The sequence below is a fragment of the Pseudomonas sp. BIGb0176 genome (assembly GCF_024810175.1).
Classification (GTDB): Bacteria; Pseudomonadota; Gammaproteobacteria; order Pseudomonadales; family Pseudomonadaceae; genus Aquipseudomonas; species Aquipseudomonas protegens.
This window is the reverse complement of the sequence record NZ_JANUEC010000007.1, coordinates 148,871-166,104: the sequence shown is the minus strand read 5'-3', so window position 1 is coordinate 166,104 and position 17,234 is coordinate 148,871. Positions and strand designations below refer to the sequence as shown.

At 63.7% G+C, this 17,234-nt stretch carries 15 protein-coding genes; 10 read left to right on the top strand and 5 right to left on the bottom strand.

Annotated features, from left to right (window positions below):
• Nucleotides 1-82 precede the first annotated feature (82 nt).
• Together M2395_RS30915 and M2395_RS30910 are read left to right on the top strand one after the other, a co-directional pair.
• A complete protein-coding gene (locus tag M2395_RS30915; RefSeq protein ID WP_053148784.1) occupies nt 83-2,569 on the top strand; it encodes a circularly permuted type 2 ATP-grasp protein in 2,487 nt (828 codons plus the stop codon).
• Nucleotides 2,569-3,459 carry a transglutaminase family protein gene (locus M2395_RS30910; RefSeq protein ID WP_011058957.1) on the top strand — a complete coding sequence of 297 codons (891 nt, stop codon included), beginning with the start codon at nt 2,569-2,571 and terminating at the stop codon, nt 3,457-3,459. Before M2395_RS30915 ends, M2395_RS30910 begins: the two co-directional genes overlap by 1 nt.
• A gap of 109 nt (nt 3,460-3,568) precedes the next feature.
• On the opposite strand, the gene M2395_RS30905 is transcribed toward M2395_RS30910, so the two are convergent.
• Both M2395_RS30905 and M2395_RS30900 read right to left on the bottom strand, forming a co-directional pair.
• The gene (locus tag M2395_RS30905) at nt 3,569-3,745 is read right to left on the bottom strand and encodes a hypothetical protein (RefSeq protein WP_011058958.1); all 177 of its coding nucleotides are present in this window, start codon (nt 3,743-3,745) and stop codon (nt 3,569-3,571) included.
• Between the two features lie 68 nt (nt 3,746-3,813).
• A complete protein-coding gene (locus tag M2395_RS30900) occupies nt 3,814-4,401 on the bottom strand; it encodes a TIGR00730 family Rossman fold protein (protein WP_019096143.1) in 588 nt (195 codons plus the stop codon).
• Between the two features lie 351 nt (nt 4,402-4,752).
• Here M2395_RS30900 and azu point away from each other — a divergent pair, with 351 nt between their 5' ends.
• Entirely contained in the window at nt 4,753-5,199 is a 447-nt protein-coding gene (gene azu / locus M2395_RS30895; protein WP_011058960.1) for an azurin, read from the top strand.
• Nucleotides 5,200-5,352: 153 nt separating this feature from the next.
• On the opposite strand, the gene nadE is transcribed toward azu, so the two are convergent.
• The 3 genes from nadE to M2395_RS30880 form a co-directional block, all read right to left on the bottom strand.
• Nucleotides 5,353-6,180 carry an ammonia-dependent NAD(+) synthetase gene (nadE, locus tag M2395_RS30890; RefSeq protein ID WP_123431196.1) on the bottom strand — a complete coding sequence of 276 codons (828 nt, stop codon included), beginning with the start codon at nt 6,178-6,180 and terminating at the stop codon, nt 5,353-5,355.
• Nucleotides 6,181-6,183: 3 nt separating this feature from the next.
• Nucleotides 6,184-7,398, bottom strand: a complete 1,215-nt coding sequence (gene pncB / locus M2395_RS30885; RefSeq protein WP_015633947.1) for a nicotinate phosphoribosyltransferase — start codon at nt 7,396-7,398, stop codon at nt 6,184-6,186.
• Nucleotides 7,399-7,600: 202 nt separating this feature from the next.
• A complete protein-coding gene (locus M2395_RS30880) occupies nt 7,601-8,503 on the bottom strand; it encodes a LysR family transcriptional regulator (RefSeq protein WP_015633948.1) in 903 nt (300 codons plus the stop codon).
• A 170-nt stretch (nt 8,504-8,673) separates the two neighbouring features.
• On the opposite strand from M2395_RS30880, the gene M2395_RS30875 reads away from it, so the two are divergent.
• From M2395_RS30875 to M2395_RS30845, 7 genes are all read left to right on the top strand, one after another.
• Nucleotides 8,674-10,164: an aldehyde dehydrogenase family protein gene (locus M2395_RS30875; protein ID WP_011058964.1), complete on the top strand. Its 1,491-nt coding sequence runs from the start codon at nt 8,674-8,676 to the stop codon at nt 10,162-10,164.
• Between the two features lie 113 nt (nt 10,165-10,277).
• Entirely contained in the window at nt 10,278-11,561 is a 1,284-nt protein-coding gene (locus M2395_RS30870; protein ID WP_123431195.1) for an FAD-binding oxidoreductase, read from the top strand.
• A gap of 364 nt (nt 11,562-11,925) precedes the next feature.
• On the top strand, nt 11,926-13,062 hold the full coding sequence (locus M2395_RS30865) for a branched-chain amino acid ABC transporter substrate-binding protein (RefSeq protein WP_011058966.1): 1,137 nt from the start codon (nt 11,926-11,928) through the stop codon (nt 13,060-13,062).
• 161 nt (nt 13,063-13,223) lie between these two features.
• Nucleotides 13,224-14,138, top strand: coding sequence for an ABC transporter permease subunit (locus M2395_RS30860; RefSeq protein ID WP_011058967.1), 915 nt, complete (start codon nt 13,224-13,226; stop codon nt 14,136-14,138).
• 2 nt (nt 14,139-14,140) lie between these two features.
• Nucleotides 14,141-15,436 (top strand): high-affinity branched-chain amino acid ABC transporter permease LivM, encoded by a 1,296-nt coding sequence (gene livM / locus M2395_RS30855; RefSeq protein ID WP_015633950.1) that lies wholly within the window; start codon nt 14,141-14,143, stop codon nt 15,434-15,436.
• The gene (locus tag M2395_RS30850) at nt 15,433-16,305 is read left to right on the top strand and encodes an ATP-binding cassette domain-containing protein (RefSeq protein ID WP_011058969.1); all 873 of its coding nucleotides are present in this window, start codon (nt 15,433-15,435) and stop codon (nt 16,303-16,305) included. The genes livM and M2395_RS30850 overlap by 4 nt, the downstream gene beginning before the upstream one ends.
• Nucleotides 16,302-17,018: an ABC transporter ATP-binding protein gene (locus M2395_RS30845; RefSeq protein WP_011058970.1), complete on the top strand. Its 717-nt coding sequence runs from the start codon at nt 16,302-16,304 to the stop codon at nt 17,016-17,018. The genes M2395_RS30850 and M2395_RS30845 overlap by 4 nt, the downstream gene beginning before the upstream one ends.
• Nucleotides 17,019-17,234: the final 216 nt, after the last annotated feature.

The window sequence follows — 17,234 nt, the reverse complement described above, 5'->3', positions numbered from 1 at the left end:
CTGCGACGCCTGTGAGATAGCCATATCCGGGCGTCATGGCGGTGCGTTAATCTGACTTTCCCTGCCGTCTGCCGAGTGTTCCATGCCTGACTTGCTAGACCGTTACCCGCTGACGGCGGGTACCTACCACGAGTTGCTGGATGACCAGGGCCAGGTCCGGGCGCACTGGCAGCGGCTGCTGGAACAGTTGCAGCGCAGCAGCCCCGGTCAACTGGCCCAGCGCCAGGCGCTGCTGACCCGGCAGATCCACGAGAACGGCGTCACCTACAACGTCTATGCCGACCCCAAGGGCGCCGACCGGCCCTGGGAACTGGACCTGTTGCCCCATGTGATCGCGGCGGATGAATGGCAGTTGCTGTCCACCGGAATCGCCCAGCGCGCTCGCCTGCTCAATGCCGTGCTGGCGGACCTGTATGGCCCGCAGCGGTTGATCCGCGAAGGGCTGCTGCCGGCGGAACTGGTGTTCGGCCACAACAATTTCCTCTGGCCGTGCCAGGGCATCTGCCCGCCGGAACAGACCTTCCTGCACCTGTATGCCGTGGACCTGGCACGCAGCCCGGACGGGCGCTGGTGGGTCACCGCCGACCGTACCCAGGCGCCCTCCGGGGCCGGCTATGCCCTGGAGAACCGCATGAGCGTGTCCCGGGCGTTCCCCGACCTGTACCGCGACCTGCAAGTGCAGCACCTGGCCGGGTTCTTCCGCACCCTGCAGGAAACCCTGGCCCGCCAGGCACCCCGGGACAGCGAAGCGCCGCTGGTGGTGCTGCTGACGCCAGGGCGGTTCAACGAGAGCTATTTCGAGCACCTGTACCTGGCGCGACAGCTTGGCTACCCGCTGGTGGAGGGCGGCGACCTGACCGTGCGTGATGCCACGGTGTACCTCAAGACTCTCAGCGGCCTGCGCCGGGTGCACGCCATCATGCGTCGCCTGGACGACGATTTCTGCGATCCGCTGGAGTTGCGCACCGACTCGGCCCTGGGGGTTCCCGGGCTGCTGGACGCGGTGCGCCAGGGCCGGGTGCTGGTGGCCAACGCCCTGGGCAGCGGGGTGCTGGAGTCCCCCGGCCTGCTGGGCTTCCTGCCGAAGATCAGCCAGTTTCTGCTGGGCGAGGAACTGCTTCTGCCGTCCATCGCTACCTGGTGGTGCGGCGAGGCCCCGGTGCTGCAGCAGGCCCTGGAAAAACTCCCGGATCTGCTGGTCAAGCCGGCCTTCGCCTCCCAGAGCTTCACCCCGGTGCTGGGCCGCGACCTGGACCCCGAGCAACGCCGGCAATTGGCTGAGCGCATGCGGGCGCGGCCCTATGCCTATGTCGCCCAGGAATTGCCGCAACTGTCCCAGGCGCCGGTCTGGCAGGCCGAGAACGGGCAGCTGCAGCCCCGTGCCATCGGCATGCGGGTGTACGCGGTGGCCAGCGAGGACGGCTACCGGGTGCTGCCCGGAGGCCTGACCCGGGTCGCTGCCCAGGCCGGTGCCGAAGTGGTGTCGATGCAGCGCGGTGGCGCCAGCAAGGACACCTGGGTGCTGGGGGAGCGGGCGCCCAGCGGCGAGCAGTGGAAGGCCCAGCGCACCATCGGCGTGTATGACCTGGTGCGCCGCGATCCCTACCTGCCGTCGCGGGTGGTGGAAAACCTGTTCTGGTTCGGCCGTTATTGCGAGCGCTGTGACGACAGTGCGCGGCTGCTGCGGATCATGCTGGCGCGCTATGTCGACGGCGATGACCCTCAAGCCTTGCTGGCCGCGGTGGACCTGGGAGAAAGCCTGATGCTGCTGCCGGATGAGGGCGAGCTGCCCGAGCGCCTGCTGGCGGCCCTGTTGGGTGAGGACTGGTCCTTCAGCCTGCGCTCCAACCTGCAACGCTTGCAGTGGGCGGCTTCCCAGGTACGCGGCAAGCTGTCCCGGGAAAACTGGCAGGCCCTGGTGGAGCTGCAGCGCGAGGCCCAGGAGCTGGACACTCCGGAGCCGGATTTCGCCGAACTGCTGGATTTTCTCAACCGCCTGGTGATGTCCCTGGCGGCGCTCTCCGGGTTCGCCCTGGACGACATGACCCGCGACGAAGGCTGGCGCTTCCTGATGATTGGCCGGCGCATCGAGCGCCTGCAGTTCCTCAGCAGCAGCCTCGCGGCCTTCCTGCGGGGCACCGCGGCCTTCGACCAGGCCGGCCTGGACTGGCTGCTGGAGCTGGGTAACAGCAGCATCACCTACCGGTCGCGCTACCTGGCGGTGGCGCAGTTGATTCCGGTCCTCGACCTGTTGCTGCTGGATGAACAGAACCCCCACGCCGTGTTGTTCCAGCTCAAGCTGGTGACCCGCACCCTCAAGCGCCTCAACGATGATTTCGGCGTGCCCCGCGAGCTGGCGCTGCCGCGGCTGGTGGAGCGCCTGGCGCATTTCGACCTGGGCTGCCTGGAGAACTCGCTGTTCGGCGAGACCAGTGTGCGCGCCGCAGTGGAGGGCCTGGCGGACCTGCTGCAGGAGATCGCCGAGGTCAGCGGGCAGGTTTCGGACCGCCTGGCGCTGCGGCATTTCGCCCATGTGGATGATGTCAGCCAGCAAACGGTGTCGGTCTGATGAGCGCGCGCTACCAGGTGTTCCACGACACCCACTACCGCTACGACAGCCCGGTGTCCCTGGCCCAGCAACTGGCGCACCTGTGGCCCCGGGCCTGTGCCTGGCAACTGTGCAGCGAGCGGCAATTGCTGATCAGCCCCGACCCTACCAGCCGTCGTGACGAGCAGGATGTATTCGGCAACCCGCTGACCCGCCTGGCCTTCGAGCGGCCCCATGACGAATTGCTGGTCAATGCCCAGCTCAGTGTCGAGGTGCTGGAGCGGCCGGCGCTGGATTTTGCCGCGTCACTGCCCTGGGATGCCGCCCGCGGCGCCCTGACCTACAGTGGCCAGCCCTTGTCCGAGGCGTTGCTGGAAGCCTGTCGCTACCGTTTCGAATCGCCTTATGTGCATCTGAAGCAGAGTTTTGTCGAGTTCTGCGCCAGTTGCTTCGTACCGGGGCGGCCGCTGTTGCAGGGCGCCCAGGCGTTGATGGAGAAGATCTTCAGTGAGTTCACTTTCGACGCCGAAGCCACCCAGGTGGCGACGCCGCTGGTGGAGGTGCTGGAACGTCGGCGCGGGGTGTGCCAGGACTTCGCCCACCTGATGCTGGCCTGCCTGCGCTCGCGAGGGCTGGCGGCGCGCTATGTCAGTGGCTACCTGCTGACCCAGCCACCGCCGGGGCAGCCGCGGCTGATCGGCGCCGATGCTTCCCATGCCTGGGTTTCAGTGTTTTGCCCGGTGCTGGGCTGGGTGGATTTCGACCCGACCAACAACGTGCAGCCGGCGCTGGAGCACATCACCCTGGCCTGGGGCCGGGATTTTTCCGATGTGTCGCCGTTGCGTGGGGTGATTCTGGGAGGGGGCAGCCATGACCCGGATGTTCGGGTCACCGTCATGCCCCTGGCATGACACTGCCATCTCCGACCTTGCAGGAGCCGGCTTGCCAGCGATGGGGCCTGCGGATATTGCGTAGGGCTGGAGAGCGCTTTCGCTGGCCAGCCAGCTCCTACGGGGCAGGTCAGGCCTGGGGGGCCTCGGGCTCGGCGTCGTCGACGCTCACTTCACCTTCTGCATCCGGGTTCAGTGCGCTGGTTTCTTCAGCGGCGGCTTTCTTGCGTTGCAGCTTTTCCTCTTTCTTCTGTTCCTTGGCCAAGTCACGTTGACGTTTGGCGAAGGAGTAGTTGGGTTTGGCCATGGGCGATCCTCTGGGGTCGAAGGTGAGGTTGAGCGGCGCGTATTCTGCCTGTTATCGGGGCCGGGTGGTTAGCTGGGTTTGCCTTCGGCCCATTTGTCCGGGACCGTCGGTTGCCAGGCGTCCAGCGCATCCAGCAGGCCGGCCGGCGACTCGCTCATTTGCAGCATGTCACGGTGCGGGGCACGGACGAAGCCTTCGCCGACGATATGATCGAGAAAACCGCTGAGTTTTTCGTAGAAGCCATTCACTTCCAGCAGGCCGAGCGGCTTGTGGTGGTAGCCCAACTGGCCCCAGGTCCAGACTTCGAAGAGTTCTTCCAGGGTTCCCAGGCCGCCGGGCAGGGCGATGAAGGCATCACTGAGCTCGGCCATGCGCGCCTTGCGGGCGTGCATGCCGTCCACCACTTCCAGGCGGGTCAGGCCGCGATGGCCGATTTCCTTGTCCTTCAGGCTTTGCGGAATGATCCCGATGACTTCGCCCCCGGCCGCCAGGGCCGCGTCGGCGACGATGCCCATCAGCCCTACCGCGCCGCCGCCATACACCAGGGTCAGCTTGCGCTCGGCGATGGCCCGGCCCAAGGCCTGGGCGGCTTCACGATAGAGAGGGTTGGCGCCGGTGCTGGCGCCACAGAATACACAGACAGAAGTTAACGACATGCCTTACTCCGAGGTCATTGATGGCCTCAGAGTAAAGGCTCGCCGGCCTCGCTCCAAGTATTAAACCTCCCGTTGCGGGGTTTCATGGGTACCGCTGGCGCCACAGGCGTAGGCGGCGAGCAAGCTGCGAAACAGGCTGTTCAACGGCATGAGGGTGACTCCGATCAGGGACGATGGCGTGATTCTAGAAGCGTGCCATGCCGCTGGCCGGTTGATTGTCTTGATCAGGTCGATAGCAGAGAGTTGTATACAATTTTTTGATGCAAATCATAGGAACTTGCGAGAAATTCAGGCAGTCTTCCGTCCCATGGATTCAGATGGATTTTGTTAACCCTGCCTTGGAGATTCACCATGTTTGCCAAACTCGTTGCGGTATCCCTGTTGACACTGGCCAGCAGCCAACTGATGGCCGCCGAATGCAAGGTCGATGTCGACTCTACCGACCAGATGTCCTTCAACACTAAGGAAATCACCATCGACAAGAGCTGCAAGACCTTCACCGTGAACCTGACCCACTCCGGCAGCCTGCCGAAGAACGTCATGGGCCACAACTGGGTACTGAGCAAGACCGCAGACATGGCAGGCATCGCCACCGACGGCATGGCCGCCGGCATCGACAAGAGCTACCTGAAGGAAGGCGACACCCGTGTCATCGCCCACACCAAGATCATCGGTGCCGGCGAGAAAGATTCGGTGACCTTCGACGTATCGAAGCTGACCGCTGGCGAAAGCTACCAGTTCTTCTGCTCGTTCCCAGGCCACAACTCGATGATGAAAGGCGCTGTGGTCCTGAAGTAAGCATCAGGCCCGGCTGCAACAAGAAAGCGCCCCCAGGGGCGCTTTTTTTGTGTGCATCCGTAGGAGCGGGCTTGCCCGCGAAGAGGCCCTCGAGCCTTGTGCAGCACAAGCGGCCCTTTCGCCGGCAAGCCGGCACCTACAGAGCGAGGCGGGTCATGGGGCGAAGGGCATGACGCGTTTGTGATGGGTCTTGCGGTAGGTGTCGCAGATGATCTTGAAGGCTTCCTCACGTACCGGCTGGCCATGCAGGAAGGCGTCGATCTCGGCGTAGGTGACGCCGTGGGACGCTTCGTCCGGCTTGCCCGGCGACAGGTCTTCGAGGTCGGCGGTAGGGACTTTTTCCACCAGGGACTCCGGCGCGCCGAAATAGCGGGCAATGGAGCGCACCTGGTTTTTCACCAGGCCGCTCAGGGGCGCCAGGTCGCAGGCGCCGTCACCGAACTTGGTAAAGAAACCCATCACCGCTTCGGCGGCGTGGTCGGTACCTATCACCAGGCCATGGGCGGCGCCGGCGATGGTGTACTGGGCCACCATGCGCATCCGCGCCTTGGTGTTGCCGAGTACGAAATCCCGGGACACCGCGTGCTGCCCCTCGAAGGCCGCCACTTCGTTGGCCAGGGCCCTGACCGCCGGGCCGATGTTCACGGTGTGGCGTTCGTCAGGGTTGATGAAGTCCACCGAGGCCTGGGCATCGTGTTCGTCGAACTGGGTCTCATAGGGCAGGCGCACGGCAATGAAGCGGTAGCCATCGTCTCCGCTGCGTTCGCGCAATTCACGCATCGCCCGTTGGGCCAGCAGGCCGGCGGTCAGGGAGTCGACACCGCCGCTGATGCCCAGCACCAGGGATTTGAGCCCGGAATTGACCAGGCAGTCCTGGATGAAGCGGATGCGCCGGGCGATTTCTGCCTCAAGGGCGGCGTGGTCGGGAAAAGGTGGTTGGACCTTGAGCTGCTGCGCAATCTCACGCTGTACGGCTTGCATGATTCACTCCTTGCCAGGTTGGGCAGGTACTTGGAAAACGTGGCGCAAGTAAGCGACGAAGTTCGGATCCTTGCAATGGGTCTTGCCCGCTTCATCGGAGATCTTGGCGACGGGCTGGCCATTGCAGGCAGCCATTTTAAGCACGATGCTCATCGGCTCGACACCGGGAATGTCACAGGTCAGGTTGGTGCCGATGCCGAAGCTGACATTGATCCGTCCCCGCAGCGCACGGAATATTTCCAGGGCGCGCGGCAGGCTCAGGCTGTCGGAGAACACCAGGGTCTTGCTCATCGGATCGATGCCCAGCTTGTGGTAGTGGGCGATGGCCTTTTCTGCCCAGAGGATTGGGTCGCCGGAGTCGTGGCGCAGGCCGTCGAACAGCTTGGCGAAGAACAGGTCGAAATCGCCGAGGAAGGCATCGGTGGTGATGCAATCCGTCAGGGCGATGCCCAGCAAGCCACGGTATTCGCGGACCCAGCAGTCGAGGGCGGCGATCTGGCTGTCGATCAGCCGCGGCCCCAGTTGCTGGTGGGCCATGATCCATTCGTGGGCCATGGTGCCCAGGGGTTTCATGTTCAGTTCCCGGGACAGGTGCACGTTGCTGGTGCCGACAAAACGTCCGGGGAAATCGTGCTTGAGCACGTTCACTACTTCTTCCTGGACCCGGTAGGAAAAGCGTCGGCGGGTGCCGAAATCCGCCACTTGCAGCTCGGAAAGTTCTTCGCTGCTGGCGTTGGCGGTCAGCCAGTCGAACTTGCGGTACAGCTGCTCGCGGGCCTGGACCAGCTGGATCTCGCGATAGCGGTAGCGGTTGCGCACCTCGCTGATGATGGCCAGCATCGGCACTTCGAACAGGATCACGTGCAGCCAGGGGCCGCGCAGGCGGATAAACAGCTCGCCGTCCTCGATGCCGGTATGCACGTAGCGCAGGTTGAAGCGAAACAGCCCGAGAAAGCGCAGGAAATCCGGCTTGAGGAAGCTGATCCGTTCGAGAAAGCCCAACTGGTCGGCGCTCAGGCTCAGTTCCGCCAGGCGTTCGAACTGGTAGCGGATCTCTGCCAGATAGGGCCGCAGGTCCTCGCTGTTACGGCAACGAAACTCCCATTCCACCTCGACGTTGGGGTAGTTGTGCAGCACCGCCTGCATCATGGTCAGTTTGTAGAAGTCGGTGTCGAGCAGGTTCTGCACGATGCGATCGGCAAACACACTCTCGCTCATAACGGGAATCTCCATGCTGGCCGCGACGGACAAGTGCGGCATTCAGCTCTTTCAATGAAGGCGCTAGTGGCGCATAGACGCGCAGCGCTTTGCCAGTGTTTTTTGTGGCGGGCCATTCTCCGGCCGTAGGAGCTGGCTTGCCAGCGAACGGATCTTCAGTCTTGAGCAGGGCTCAAGGGCCCCATCGCCGGCAAGCCGGCTCCTACGGGAGGGGCGAGTCGTTGTGTTCGAGCATCCAGCGCACGAAGTCCCGGACCTTGGGCACTTCCGCCGAGTGTTCGGGGTAGGCCAGGTAATAGGCGTCCTGGCTGGGCATGGCGTATTCCCAGGCGATCACCAGCTTGCCTTCAGCCAGTTCTTCTTCCACCAGAAAACGTGGCAGCAGGGCGACCCCGCAGCCGACCTGGGCCGCACGGATGCACATATAGAAGGTTTCGAAGCGTGGGCCGTGGTAGCTGTGCTCGGTCTGGTAGCCCTGTTGGTCGAACCATTCGTGCCAGCCCTGGGGCCGTGAAGCGTTCTGCAACAGCACCAGTTCAGTGAGTTGCCTGGGGTCGGTCAAGGGCTCGGCGGGCAGGCTGTCGGGGGCGCAGACCGCCACCAGCTCTTCGCTGAACAGCTTCAGGCTCTCGGTGCCGGGGCGTGAACCCTGGCCAAAGTAGAAGGCCAGGTCGGCATGGCCCTGGAGCAGTTCGTCAGGCTCTTGCTCATTGCACAGGTCCAGGTGGATGTGCGGGTGGCGCAGTCGCCAGCCCTTGAGGCGCGGCACCAGCCAGCGGGCGCCAAAAGTGTAAGGCGTGGAGACTCGTAGGACTTCGGTCTCGCCGCCGTAGGAACGCAGGTAATGGGTAGACATCTCCACCTGGGTGAGGATCTTACGCACCTCCACCAGGTACAGGTCGCCGGCCGGAGTCAGTTGCAGGCGCCGCCGTACCCGACGAAACAGCAGGTGTTGCAGCAGCTCTTCCAGTTGCGCCACTTGCTTGCTCACCGCGCTCTGGGTCAGGTTGAGCTCTTCGGCCGCACGGGTGAAGCTCAGGTGCCGGGTCACGGCCTCGAAGCACTGCAGGGCGGTGATCGACGGCAAGTAGCGTTTGTTGAGCATGGGTGGTCCTTGTTCTTATGGGTGCCAGCGAGCGGCTCAGCATGAATAAACGGAATGATATCTCGCTTAAAGGTCGTTTGTTGGCAAGTCTCGGGCCAGCTACAACTACTAGCCTTGATGGCCGTCGCAGCGGCCTGGTTCTTTCGCTTTCATCTGTAAGGAGTAACCCCATGGTTGCCGCATTGCTTGATCGTCTGGGTGTTAACCCGGCCCTGTACCAGTCGGGCACCCAGCCTGTGCACTCGCCCATCGACGGCAGCCGGATCGCCGCGGTGAACTGGCAGGGCGCCGCCGAGGTGGAGCAGCAGGTCAGTCGCGCAGAGCATGCATTCGCCCTGTGGCGCAAGGTGCCGGCACCCCGTCGCGGCGAGCTGGTGCGGCAATTCGGTGAGGTGCTGCGCGAGTACAAGGCCGACCTGGGGGAGTTGGTGTCCTGGGAAGCCGGCAAGATCACCCAGGAAGGCCTGGGGGAAGTGCAGGAAATGATCGACATCTGCGACTTCGCCGTCGGCCTGTCGCGCCAGCTCTACGGCCTGACCATCGCCTCCGAGCGCCCGGGCCATCACATGCGTGAAACCTGGCATCCCCTGGGGGTTGTCGGGGTGATCAGCGCCTTCAACTTCCCGGTAGCGGTCTGGGCCTGGAACACCACCCTGGCGCTGGTCTGCGGCAACCCGGTGATCTGGAAACCCTCGGAAAAGACCCCGCTCACCGCCCTGGCCTGCCAGGCGCTGCTGGAGCGCGTGTTGAAGAACTTCCAGGATGCTCCCGAATACCTGAGCCAGGTGATCATCGGCGGCCGTGATGCCGGTGCCGCCCTGGTGGACGATCCGCGGGTCGCCCTGATCAGCGCCACCGGCAGTACCCGTATGGGCCGCGAAGTGGCGCCGAAAGTGGCCGCACGCTTTGCCCGCAGCATTCTCGAACTGGGCGGCAACAACGCCATGATCCTCGGCCCCAGCGCCGACCTGGACATGGCGGTGCGCGCCATCCTGTTCAGCGCCGTGGGTACCGCCGGCCAGCGTTGCACCACCCTGCGTCGCCTGATTGCCCACGAGTCGGTGAAAGAGGAAATCATCAGCCGCCTCAAGACGGCCTATTCCAAGGTGCGCATCGGCCATCCGCTGGAAGGCAATCTGATCGGCCCGCTGATCGACAAGCACAGTTTCGAGGCCATGCAGGATGCCCTGGAGCAGGCCCTGAGCGAGGGCGGCCGGGTCTTCGGCGGCCAGCGCCAGTTGCAGGACCAGTTCCCCAACGCCTACTACGTGTCGCCGGCCATCGTCGAAATGCCCGAGCAGAGCGAGGTGGTGTGCAGCGAAACCTTCGCGCCGATCCTCTATGTGATCGGCTACAACGACTTCGAAGAAGCGCTGCGCCTGAACAATGCCGTGCCTCAGGGCCTGTCGTCCTGCATCTTCACCACCGACGTGCGTGAAGCCGAGCAGTTCATGTCGGCGGTGGGCAGCGACTGCGGCATCGCCAACGTCAACATCGGGCCCAGCGGCGCAGAGATCGGCGGCGCCTTCGGCGGCGAGAAGGAAACCGGCGGCGGTCGCGAATCCGGCTCCGATGCCTGGCGCGGCTACATGCGGCGCCAGACCAACACCGTCAACTACTCCCGGGAGCTGCCGCTGGCCCAGGGCATCACCTTCGATTGAGTCTTTTCGCGAGCACGCTCGCTCCTACGGGGAGGTTTGTAGGAGCCAGCTTGCTGGCGAACAGCGGCAAGTGCGTTTCAGCGTCTGTGGTTCGTTGATTTCGGAGTCTGGCAATGGCGCTACAAGAACAATGTCTGTGGGAAACACTCACTCCGCAACGGCCTGACAGGGCGCCGCTCAAGGGCGAGCTGACGGCGGATGTGTGCATCATCGGCGCCGGCTTCACCGGGCTGTCGGCCGCCGTGCATTTGCTGGAGCAGGGCAAGCGGGTCTGTGTGGTCGAAGCCCATCGCGCGGGGCACGGCGGTTCAGGGCGCAACGTCGGGCTGGTGAACGCCGGCATGTGGATCCCGCCGGACGAGATCGAGGCCGGTTTCGGCGAGCAGGTGGGCAGCCAGCTCAACCGCATGCTCGGCGCGGCGCCGTCATTGGTGTTCAGCCTGGTGGACAAGTACCACATCGATTGCCAGCTGCGCCGCGAAGGCACTTTGCACATGGCCCACAACGCCCGGGGCGAGGCCGATCTGCGCAGCCGTGAAGAACAGTGGAAACGTCGCGGGGCCCCCGTGGAGTTGCTGACCGGCGTGGCGTGCGAAGCGGCCACCGGCACTCGCAAGATTGCCGCGGCCCTGCTCGACCGGCGGGCGGGAACCCTCAACCCCATGGCTTACGTCAGCGGCCTGGCCAGGGCGGCGACGGAATTGGGCGGGCGTCTGTTCGACCATTCCCCGGTCACCCGCCTGGAGCGCCAGGGCCAGCGCTGGTCGGTGCAGACCGAGCAGGGCTCGGTGCTGGCCGAGCAGGTGGTGATCGCCTCCAACGCTTACACCGAGGGCGACTGGACCGAGCTGCGGCGCAACTTCTTCCCCGGCTACTACTACCAGGTGGCTTCCGCGCCCCTGACCGAAGAAGCGGCGCAGCAGATCCTGCCCGGGGGCCAGGGCTCCTGGGATACCCGACAGGTGCTCAGCAGCATCCGCCGGGATGCTGAGGGCCGCCTGTTGCTGGGCAGCCTGGGCAATGGCAGCCAGAAGCCCTTGTGGTTCCTCAAGGCCTGGGCCGACCGCGTACAGCAGCATTACTTCCCGTACCTCAAGCCGGTGGAGTGGGAATGCACCTGGACCGGCTGCATCGCCTTCACCCCCGATCACCTGATGCGCCTGTTCGAGCCGGCCCCGGGCCTGGTGGCTGTCACCGGTTACAACGGCCGGGGCGTGACCACCGGAACCGTGGTGGGCAAGGCCTTCGCCGACTACCTGTGCAACGGCGATCCCCAGGCCCTGCCGATCCCCTTCGCAGCCATGCAGCCCCTGGCCGGCGTGGGCTTGCGCAGTTGCCTGTACGAAGCCGGCTTCTCCCTCTACCACGCGGGCCAGTGCCTGCGAATTGTGATCTGAACAAGGAAATAGTGGGCGGCCGACGACGCTTTTCGATGCAGCGACTAGCCTGTAATGGTGCGGCTCGTAGCAGTCTCGCACCAGCAGTGTGCAGTTCGGTGACGCGAGCTGTTACAGCAGGGTTGCACGTTGAATTGTGTCGCGGTTGCAATGATGGCACGCATGGGTTGCGCCCATTAAAAAGTAGGGTTTTACCTTCCGCGGTTTAGACGGTTGCACGCCCAATGAAAAAGGGCTCGAAACAGTCGAAATAACAATAAGACAGCGACTTTTTTCAGAATAAAAAACCACTGGCACGGCGCTTGCTCTGAGCAACCTTAGTGAAGTCGCAGTGCCAACTAAAAAAACCTTGGAGCACCACCTCATGTCCCAGACGTTTTACAAGAAAGGCTTTCTGGCCCTCGCAGTGGCAACTGCGCTGGGTGTTTCTGCGTTTGCTCAAGCCGACCTGAAGATCGGTGTAGCGGGTCCCATGACAGGCGCCAACGCGGCATTTGGCGAGCAGTACATGAAGGGTGCACAGGCAGCGGCTGACGAGATCAACGCCAAGGGCGGGGTCAACGGCGAGAAGATCGTCCTGGTCAAGGGCGACGACGCCTGTGAACCCAAGCAGGCGGTGGCAGTGGCCAACCGCCTGGTGGACCAGGACAAGGTGGCCGGCGTGGTCGGGCACTTCTGCTCCTCGTCGACCATTCCGGCTTCCGAGGTGTACAGCGACGCCGGTGTGATTGCCATCACCCCGGGCTCCACCAACCCCCAGGTCACCGAGCGTGGCCTCTCCGCGATGTTCCGCATGTGCGGGCGTGACGACCAGCAGGGCATCGTCGCCGGTGACTACATCATCGATGTGCTCAAGGGCAAGAAAGTCGTGGTGCTGCACGACAAGGACACCTACGGCCAGGGCCTGGCGGATGCCACCAAGGCACAGTTGACCAAGCGCGGCGTGACCCCGGTGCTGTACGAGGGCCTGACCCGTGGCGAGAAAGACTTCAGCGCCGTGGTGACCAAGATCCGCGCCGCCGGCGCCGACGTGGTGTACTTCGGCGGCCTGCATCCGGAAGCCGGTCCGCTGGTACGCCAACTGCGCGAGCAGGGCCTGAAGGACGTCAAGTTCATGTCCGACGACGGCATCGTTACCGACGAATTGGTGACCACCGCCGGTGGCCCGCAATACGTTGACGGCGTGTACATGACCTTCGGCGCCGACCCGCGCCTGCTGCCGGACAGCAAGGCTGTGGTGGATGCCTTCCGCAAGGCCGGCACCGAGCCCGAGGGCTATACCCTGTACGCTTATGCCTCGATCCAGGCCCTGGCGGCCGGCTTCGGCGGCGCCAAGTCCAACAAGGGCGAAGATGCGGCCAAATGGCTCAAGGCCAATCCGGTGAAAACCGTGATGGGCGAGAAGTCCTGGGACGCCAAGGGTGACCTCAAGGTTTCCGACTACGTGGTCTATCAGTGGGACAAGGACGGCAAGTACCACCAGCTGGAAAAACAGAAGTGACATGAGTCCGAACGGGCCGGTACCACCCCCTGGTACCGGTCCCTGCTCGTGCAGTACTTGCCTTTTCTCGTAGAGCTGCACAACGGACGTGTTGCGCAGACGGGTGATCCCTGTCCGGCGTCGACGGCCTGTGCAGTCTCTCAAGTCCGTGAGATTGCGTTATGGATGGTATTTTCCTGCAGCAACTGATCAATGGGCTGACCCTCGGGTCCGTCTACGGTCTGATCGCCATCGGCTACACAATGGTCTATGGCATCATCGGCATGATCAACTTCGCCCACGGCGAGGTTTACATGATTTCCGCCTACCTCGCGGCAATCAGTCTGGCTCTGCTGGCCTATTTCGGCATTGAATCCTTCCCGCTACTCATTCTCGGCACGCTGATCTTCACCGTCGTGGTGACGGGGATCTATGGCTGGGTCATCGAGCGCGTGGCCTACAAACCCCTGCGCAACTCCACCCGCCTGGCGCCGCTGATCAGCGCCATCGGCATTTCGCTGATCCTGCAGAACTACGCGCAGATCAGCCAGGGCGCCAAGCAGCAAGGGGTTCCGACCCTGCTGGCCGGGGCCTGGAAAGTCGATATCGGCACAGGCTTCGTGCAGCTCACCTACACCAAGATCTTCATCCTGGTGGCGGCGTTCGCCGGCATGGCGCTGCTCACCTACATCATCAAGTACACCAAGCTCGGGCGTATGTGCCGGGCCACCCAGCAAGACCGCAAGATGGCCTCGATCCTCGGCATCAACACCGACCGGGTGATCTCCTACGTGTTCGTCATCGGCGCGGCCATGGCGGCCCTGGCCGGGGTGCTGATCACCATGAACTACGGCACGTTCGACTTCTATGCCGGCTTCGTCATCGGCATCAAGGCGTTCACCGCGGCGGTACTCGGCGGCATCGGCTCGCTGCCTGGGGCGATGCTCGGCGGGATCATCCTCGGCATCTCCGAGTCGCTGTTCTCCGGCTTGATCAACTCCGACTACAAAGACGTGTTCAGTTTCTCGCTGCTGGTGCTGATCCTGATCTTCCGTCCCCAAGGCCTGCTGGGTCGCCCACTCGTGGCGAAGGTGTAAGTATGTCTGCTGCCAATAAACCGATTGATATCAAAAAGAGCGTCATCGACGCCGTGCTGGCCGGGCTGATCTCGCTGATCGTGTTTGGCCCCATCGTGGGTGTGGTGCTCGATGGCTACAGTTTCAACCTGCAGCCGACTCGCGTGGCCTGGCTGGTAGCCATTGTCATGGCCGGCCGGCTGGCCCTGAGCCTGTTCCTGCAAACCCCCAAGGGCCTGAAGATTCTCCAGGGCTTTGAAAGCACCGGCTCCGGCGTGCATGTGCTGGCGCCGGACTACAAGTCGCGGCTGCGCTGGATCATCCCGGCCCTGATCGTGATCGCCATCGTGTTTCCGTTCTTCGCCAACAAGTACCTGCTGACCGTGGTCATTCTCGGGTTGATATACGTACTGCTGGGCCTGGGGCTGAACATCGTGGTGGGGCTGGCGGGCCTGCTGGACCTGGGCTACGTGGCGTTCTACGCCATCGGCGCCTACGGCCTGGCCCTGGGCTACCAGTACCTGGGCCTGGGATTCTGGAGCGTGCTGCCCCTGGCGGCGATTGCCGCGGCCCTGGCGGGGTGCATATTGGGCTTCCCGGTGCTGAGGATGCACGGCGACTACCTGGCCATCGTGACCCTGGGCTTTGGCGAGATCATCCGCCTGGTGCTCAATAACTGGCTGTCCTTCACCGGTGGCCCCAACGGCATGCCGGTACCGTCGCCGACTTTCCTGGGCCTGGAGTTCGGCCGCAAGGCCAAGGACGGCGGGGTGCCGTTTCATGAGTTCTTCGGCCTGGAATACAACCCCAACCTGAAGTTCCTGTTCATCTACATCGTGCTGTTCCTGGTGGTGCTGCTGGTGCTCTACATCAAGCACCGGCTGACCCGCATGCCCGTGGGGCGGGCCTGGGAAGCCCTGCGTGAAGACGAGATCGCCTGCCGCGCCATGGGCCTGAACCATGTGCTGGTCAAACTCTCGGCCTTCACCATCGGTGCTTCCACCGCCGGCCTGGCCGGGGTGTTCTTCGCCAGCTACCAGGGCTTCGTCAACCCGTCGTCGTTCACCTTCTTCGAATCGGCGCTGATCCTGGCCATCGTGGTGCTGGGGGGCATGGGCTCGACGGTGGGCGTGGTGATCGCGGCCTTCGTGCTGACTGTGGCGCCGGAGTTGCTGCGCAGCTTCTCCGAGTACCGGGTGCTGCTGTTCGGCATTCTCATGGTGTTGATGATGATCTGGCGACCGCGAGGGCTGATCCGCATCAGCCGTACTGGCGTCACTCCACGCAAAGGTGCTCTGACTGAGGGGAACGCGCCATGAGCGAATACATTCTTTCGGTCGAAAACCTGATGATGCACTTCGGTGGCATCAAGGCCCTCAGCGACGTCAGCCTGAAGGTCAAGCGCAACTCGATCTTCGCCCTGATCGGCCCCAACGGCGCCGGCAAGACCACGGTGTTCAACTGCCTGACCGGCTTCTACAAGGCCTCCGGCGGGCGCATCGAGCTCAATACCCGGGGCCGGCAGACCAACGTCATCAAGCTCCTGGGCGAGCCCTTTCGCGCCACCGACTTCGTCTCGCCGAAAAGCTTCGCCAGCCGCCTGTACTACAAGATGTTCGGCGGCACCCACCTGGTGAACCGCGCCGGCCTGGCGCGGACCTTCCAGAACATTCGCCTGTTCAAGGAAATGTCCGTGGTGGAAAACTTGCTGGTGGCCCAGCACATGTGGGTCAACCGCAACCTGCTGGCGGGCATCCTCAACACCAAGGGCTACCGCAAGGCGGAAAGCGCCGCCCTGGACCATGCCTTCTACTGGCTGGAGGTGGTGGACCTGGTGGACTGCGCCAACCGCCTGGCCGGCGAGTTGTCCTACGGCCAGCAACGGCGCCTGGAGATCGCCCGGGCCATGTGCACCCGGCCGCAGATCATCTGCCTCGACGAGCCGGCCGCCGGCCTCAACCCCCAGGAAACCGAGGCGCTGAGCGCAATGATCCGGCTGCTGCGCGACGAGCACGACCTGACCGTGGTGCTGATCGAACACGACATGGGCATGGTGATGAGTATTTCCGACCACATCGTGGTGCTCGACCACGGCAACGTGATCGCCGAGGGCGGCCCGGAGGCGATCCGCAATGATCCGAAAGTGATTGCCGCCTACCTGGGTGCCGACGAAGAGGAGCTGGCATGACTCAACCTATCCTCGAACTCAAGGACCTGGACGTGTACTACGGCCCGATCCAGGCCCTGAAGAAAGTCTCGCTGCACATCAACGAAGGGGAAACCGTGAGCCTGATCGGCTCCAACGGCGCCGGCAAGTCGACCCTGCTGATGTCGATCTTCGGCCAGCCCCGGGCGGAGTCCGGGCAGATTCTCTATCGCGGTGTGGACATCACCCACAAGTCGTCCCACTACATCGCCTCCAACGGTATCGCCCAGTCCCCGGAAGGGCGTCGGGTGTTCCCCGACATGACCGTGGAGGAAAACCTGCTGATGGGCACCATCCCCATTGGCGACAAGTACGCCAATGAGGACATGCAGCGCATGTTCGAGCTGTTTCCCCGCCTCAAGGAACGGCGTACCCAGCGGGCCATGACCATGTCTGGCGGCGAGCAGCAGATGCTGGCCATTGCCCGGGCATTGATGAGCCGGCCCAAGTTGCTGCTGCTGGATGAGCCGAGCCTGGGCCTGGCGCCGATCGTGGTGAAGCAGATCTTCGCCACCTTGAGGGAGTTGGCGGCCACCGGCATGACCATCTTCCTGGTGGAGCAGAACGCCAACCACGCGCTGAAGCTCTCGGACCGCGCCTACGTGATGGTCAACGGCGAGATCCGCCTGAGCGGCACCGGCAAGGAACTGCTGGTCAACGAGGAGGTGCGCAACGCTTACCTGGGCGGCCACTGACCGTCCGCTCTGTGGATAAAGCATGCCCCGCCGGCCCGCGCCGCCGGGGCATTGTTATGCCCACCCCATCCCGTCCTCCCCTGTAGGCGCTGGCTTGCCAGCGAAGGGGGCCGCCTGACCGCCTTTCTGATTTCACCGAGCGCCGACTGGCGCTTTGCGCCTGCACCAAGCCTGTGTCCGGTAATTGTGGAAAACATTCCTGGCAAGCTGCTTTAA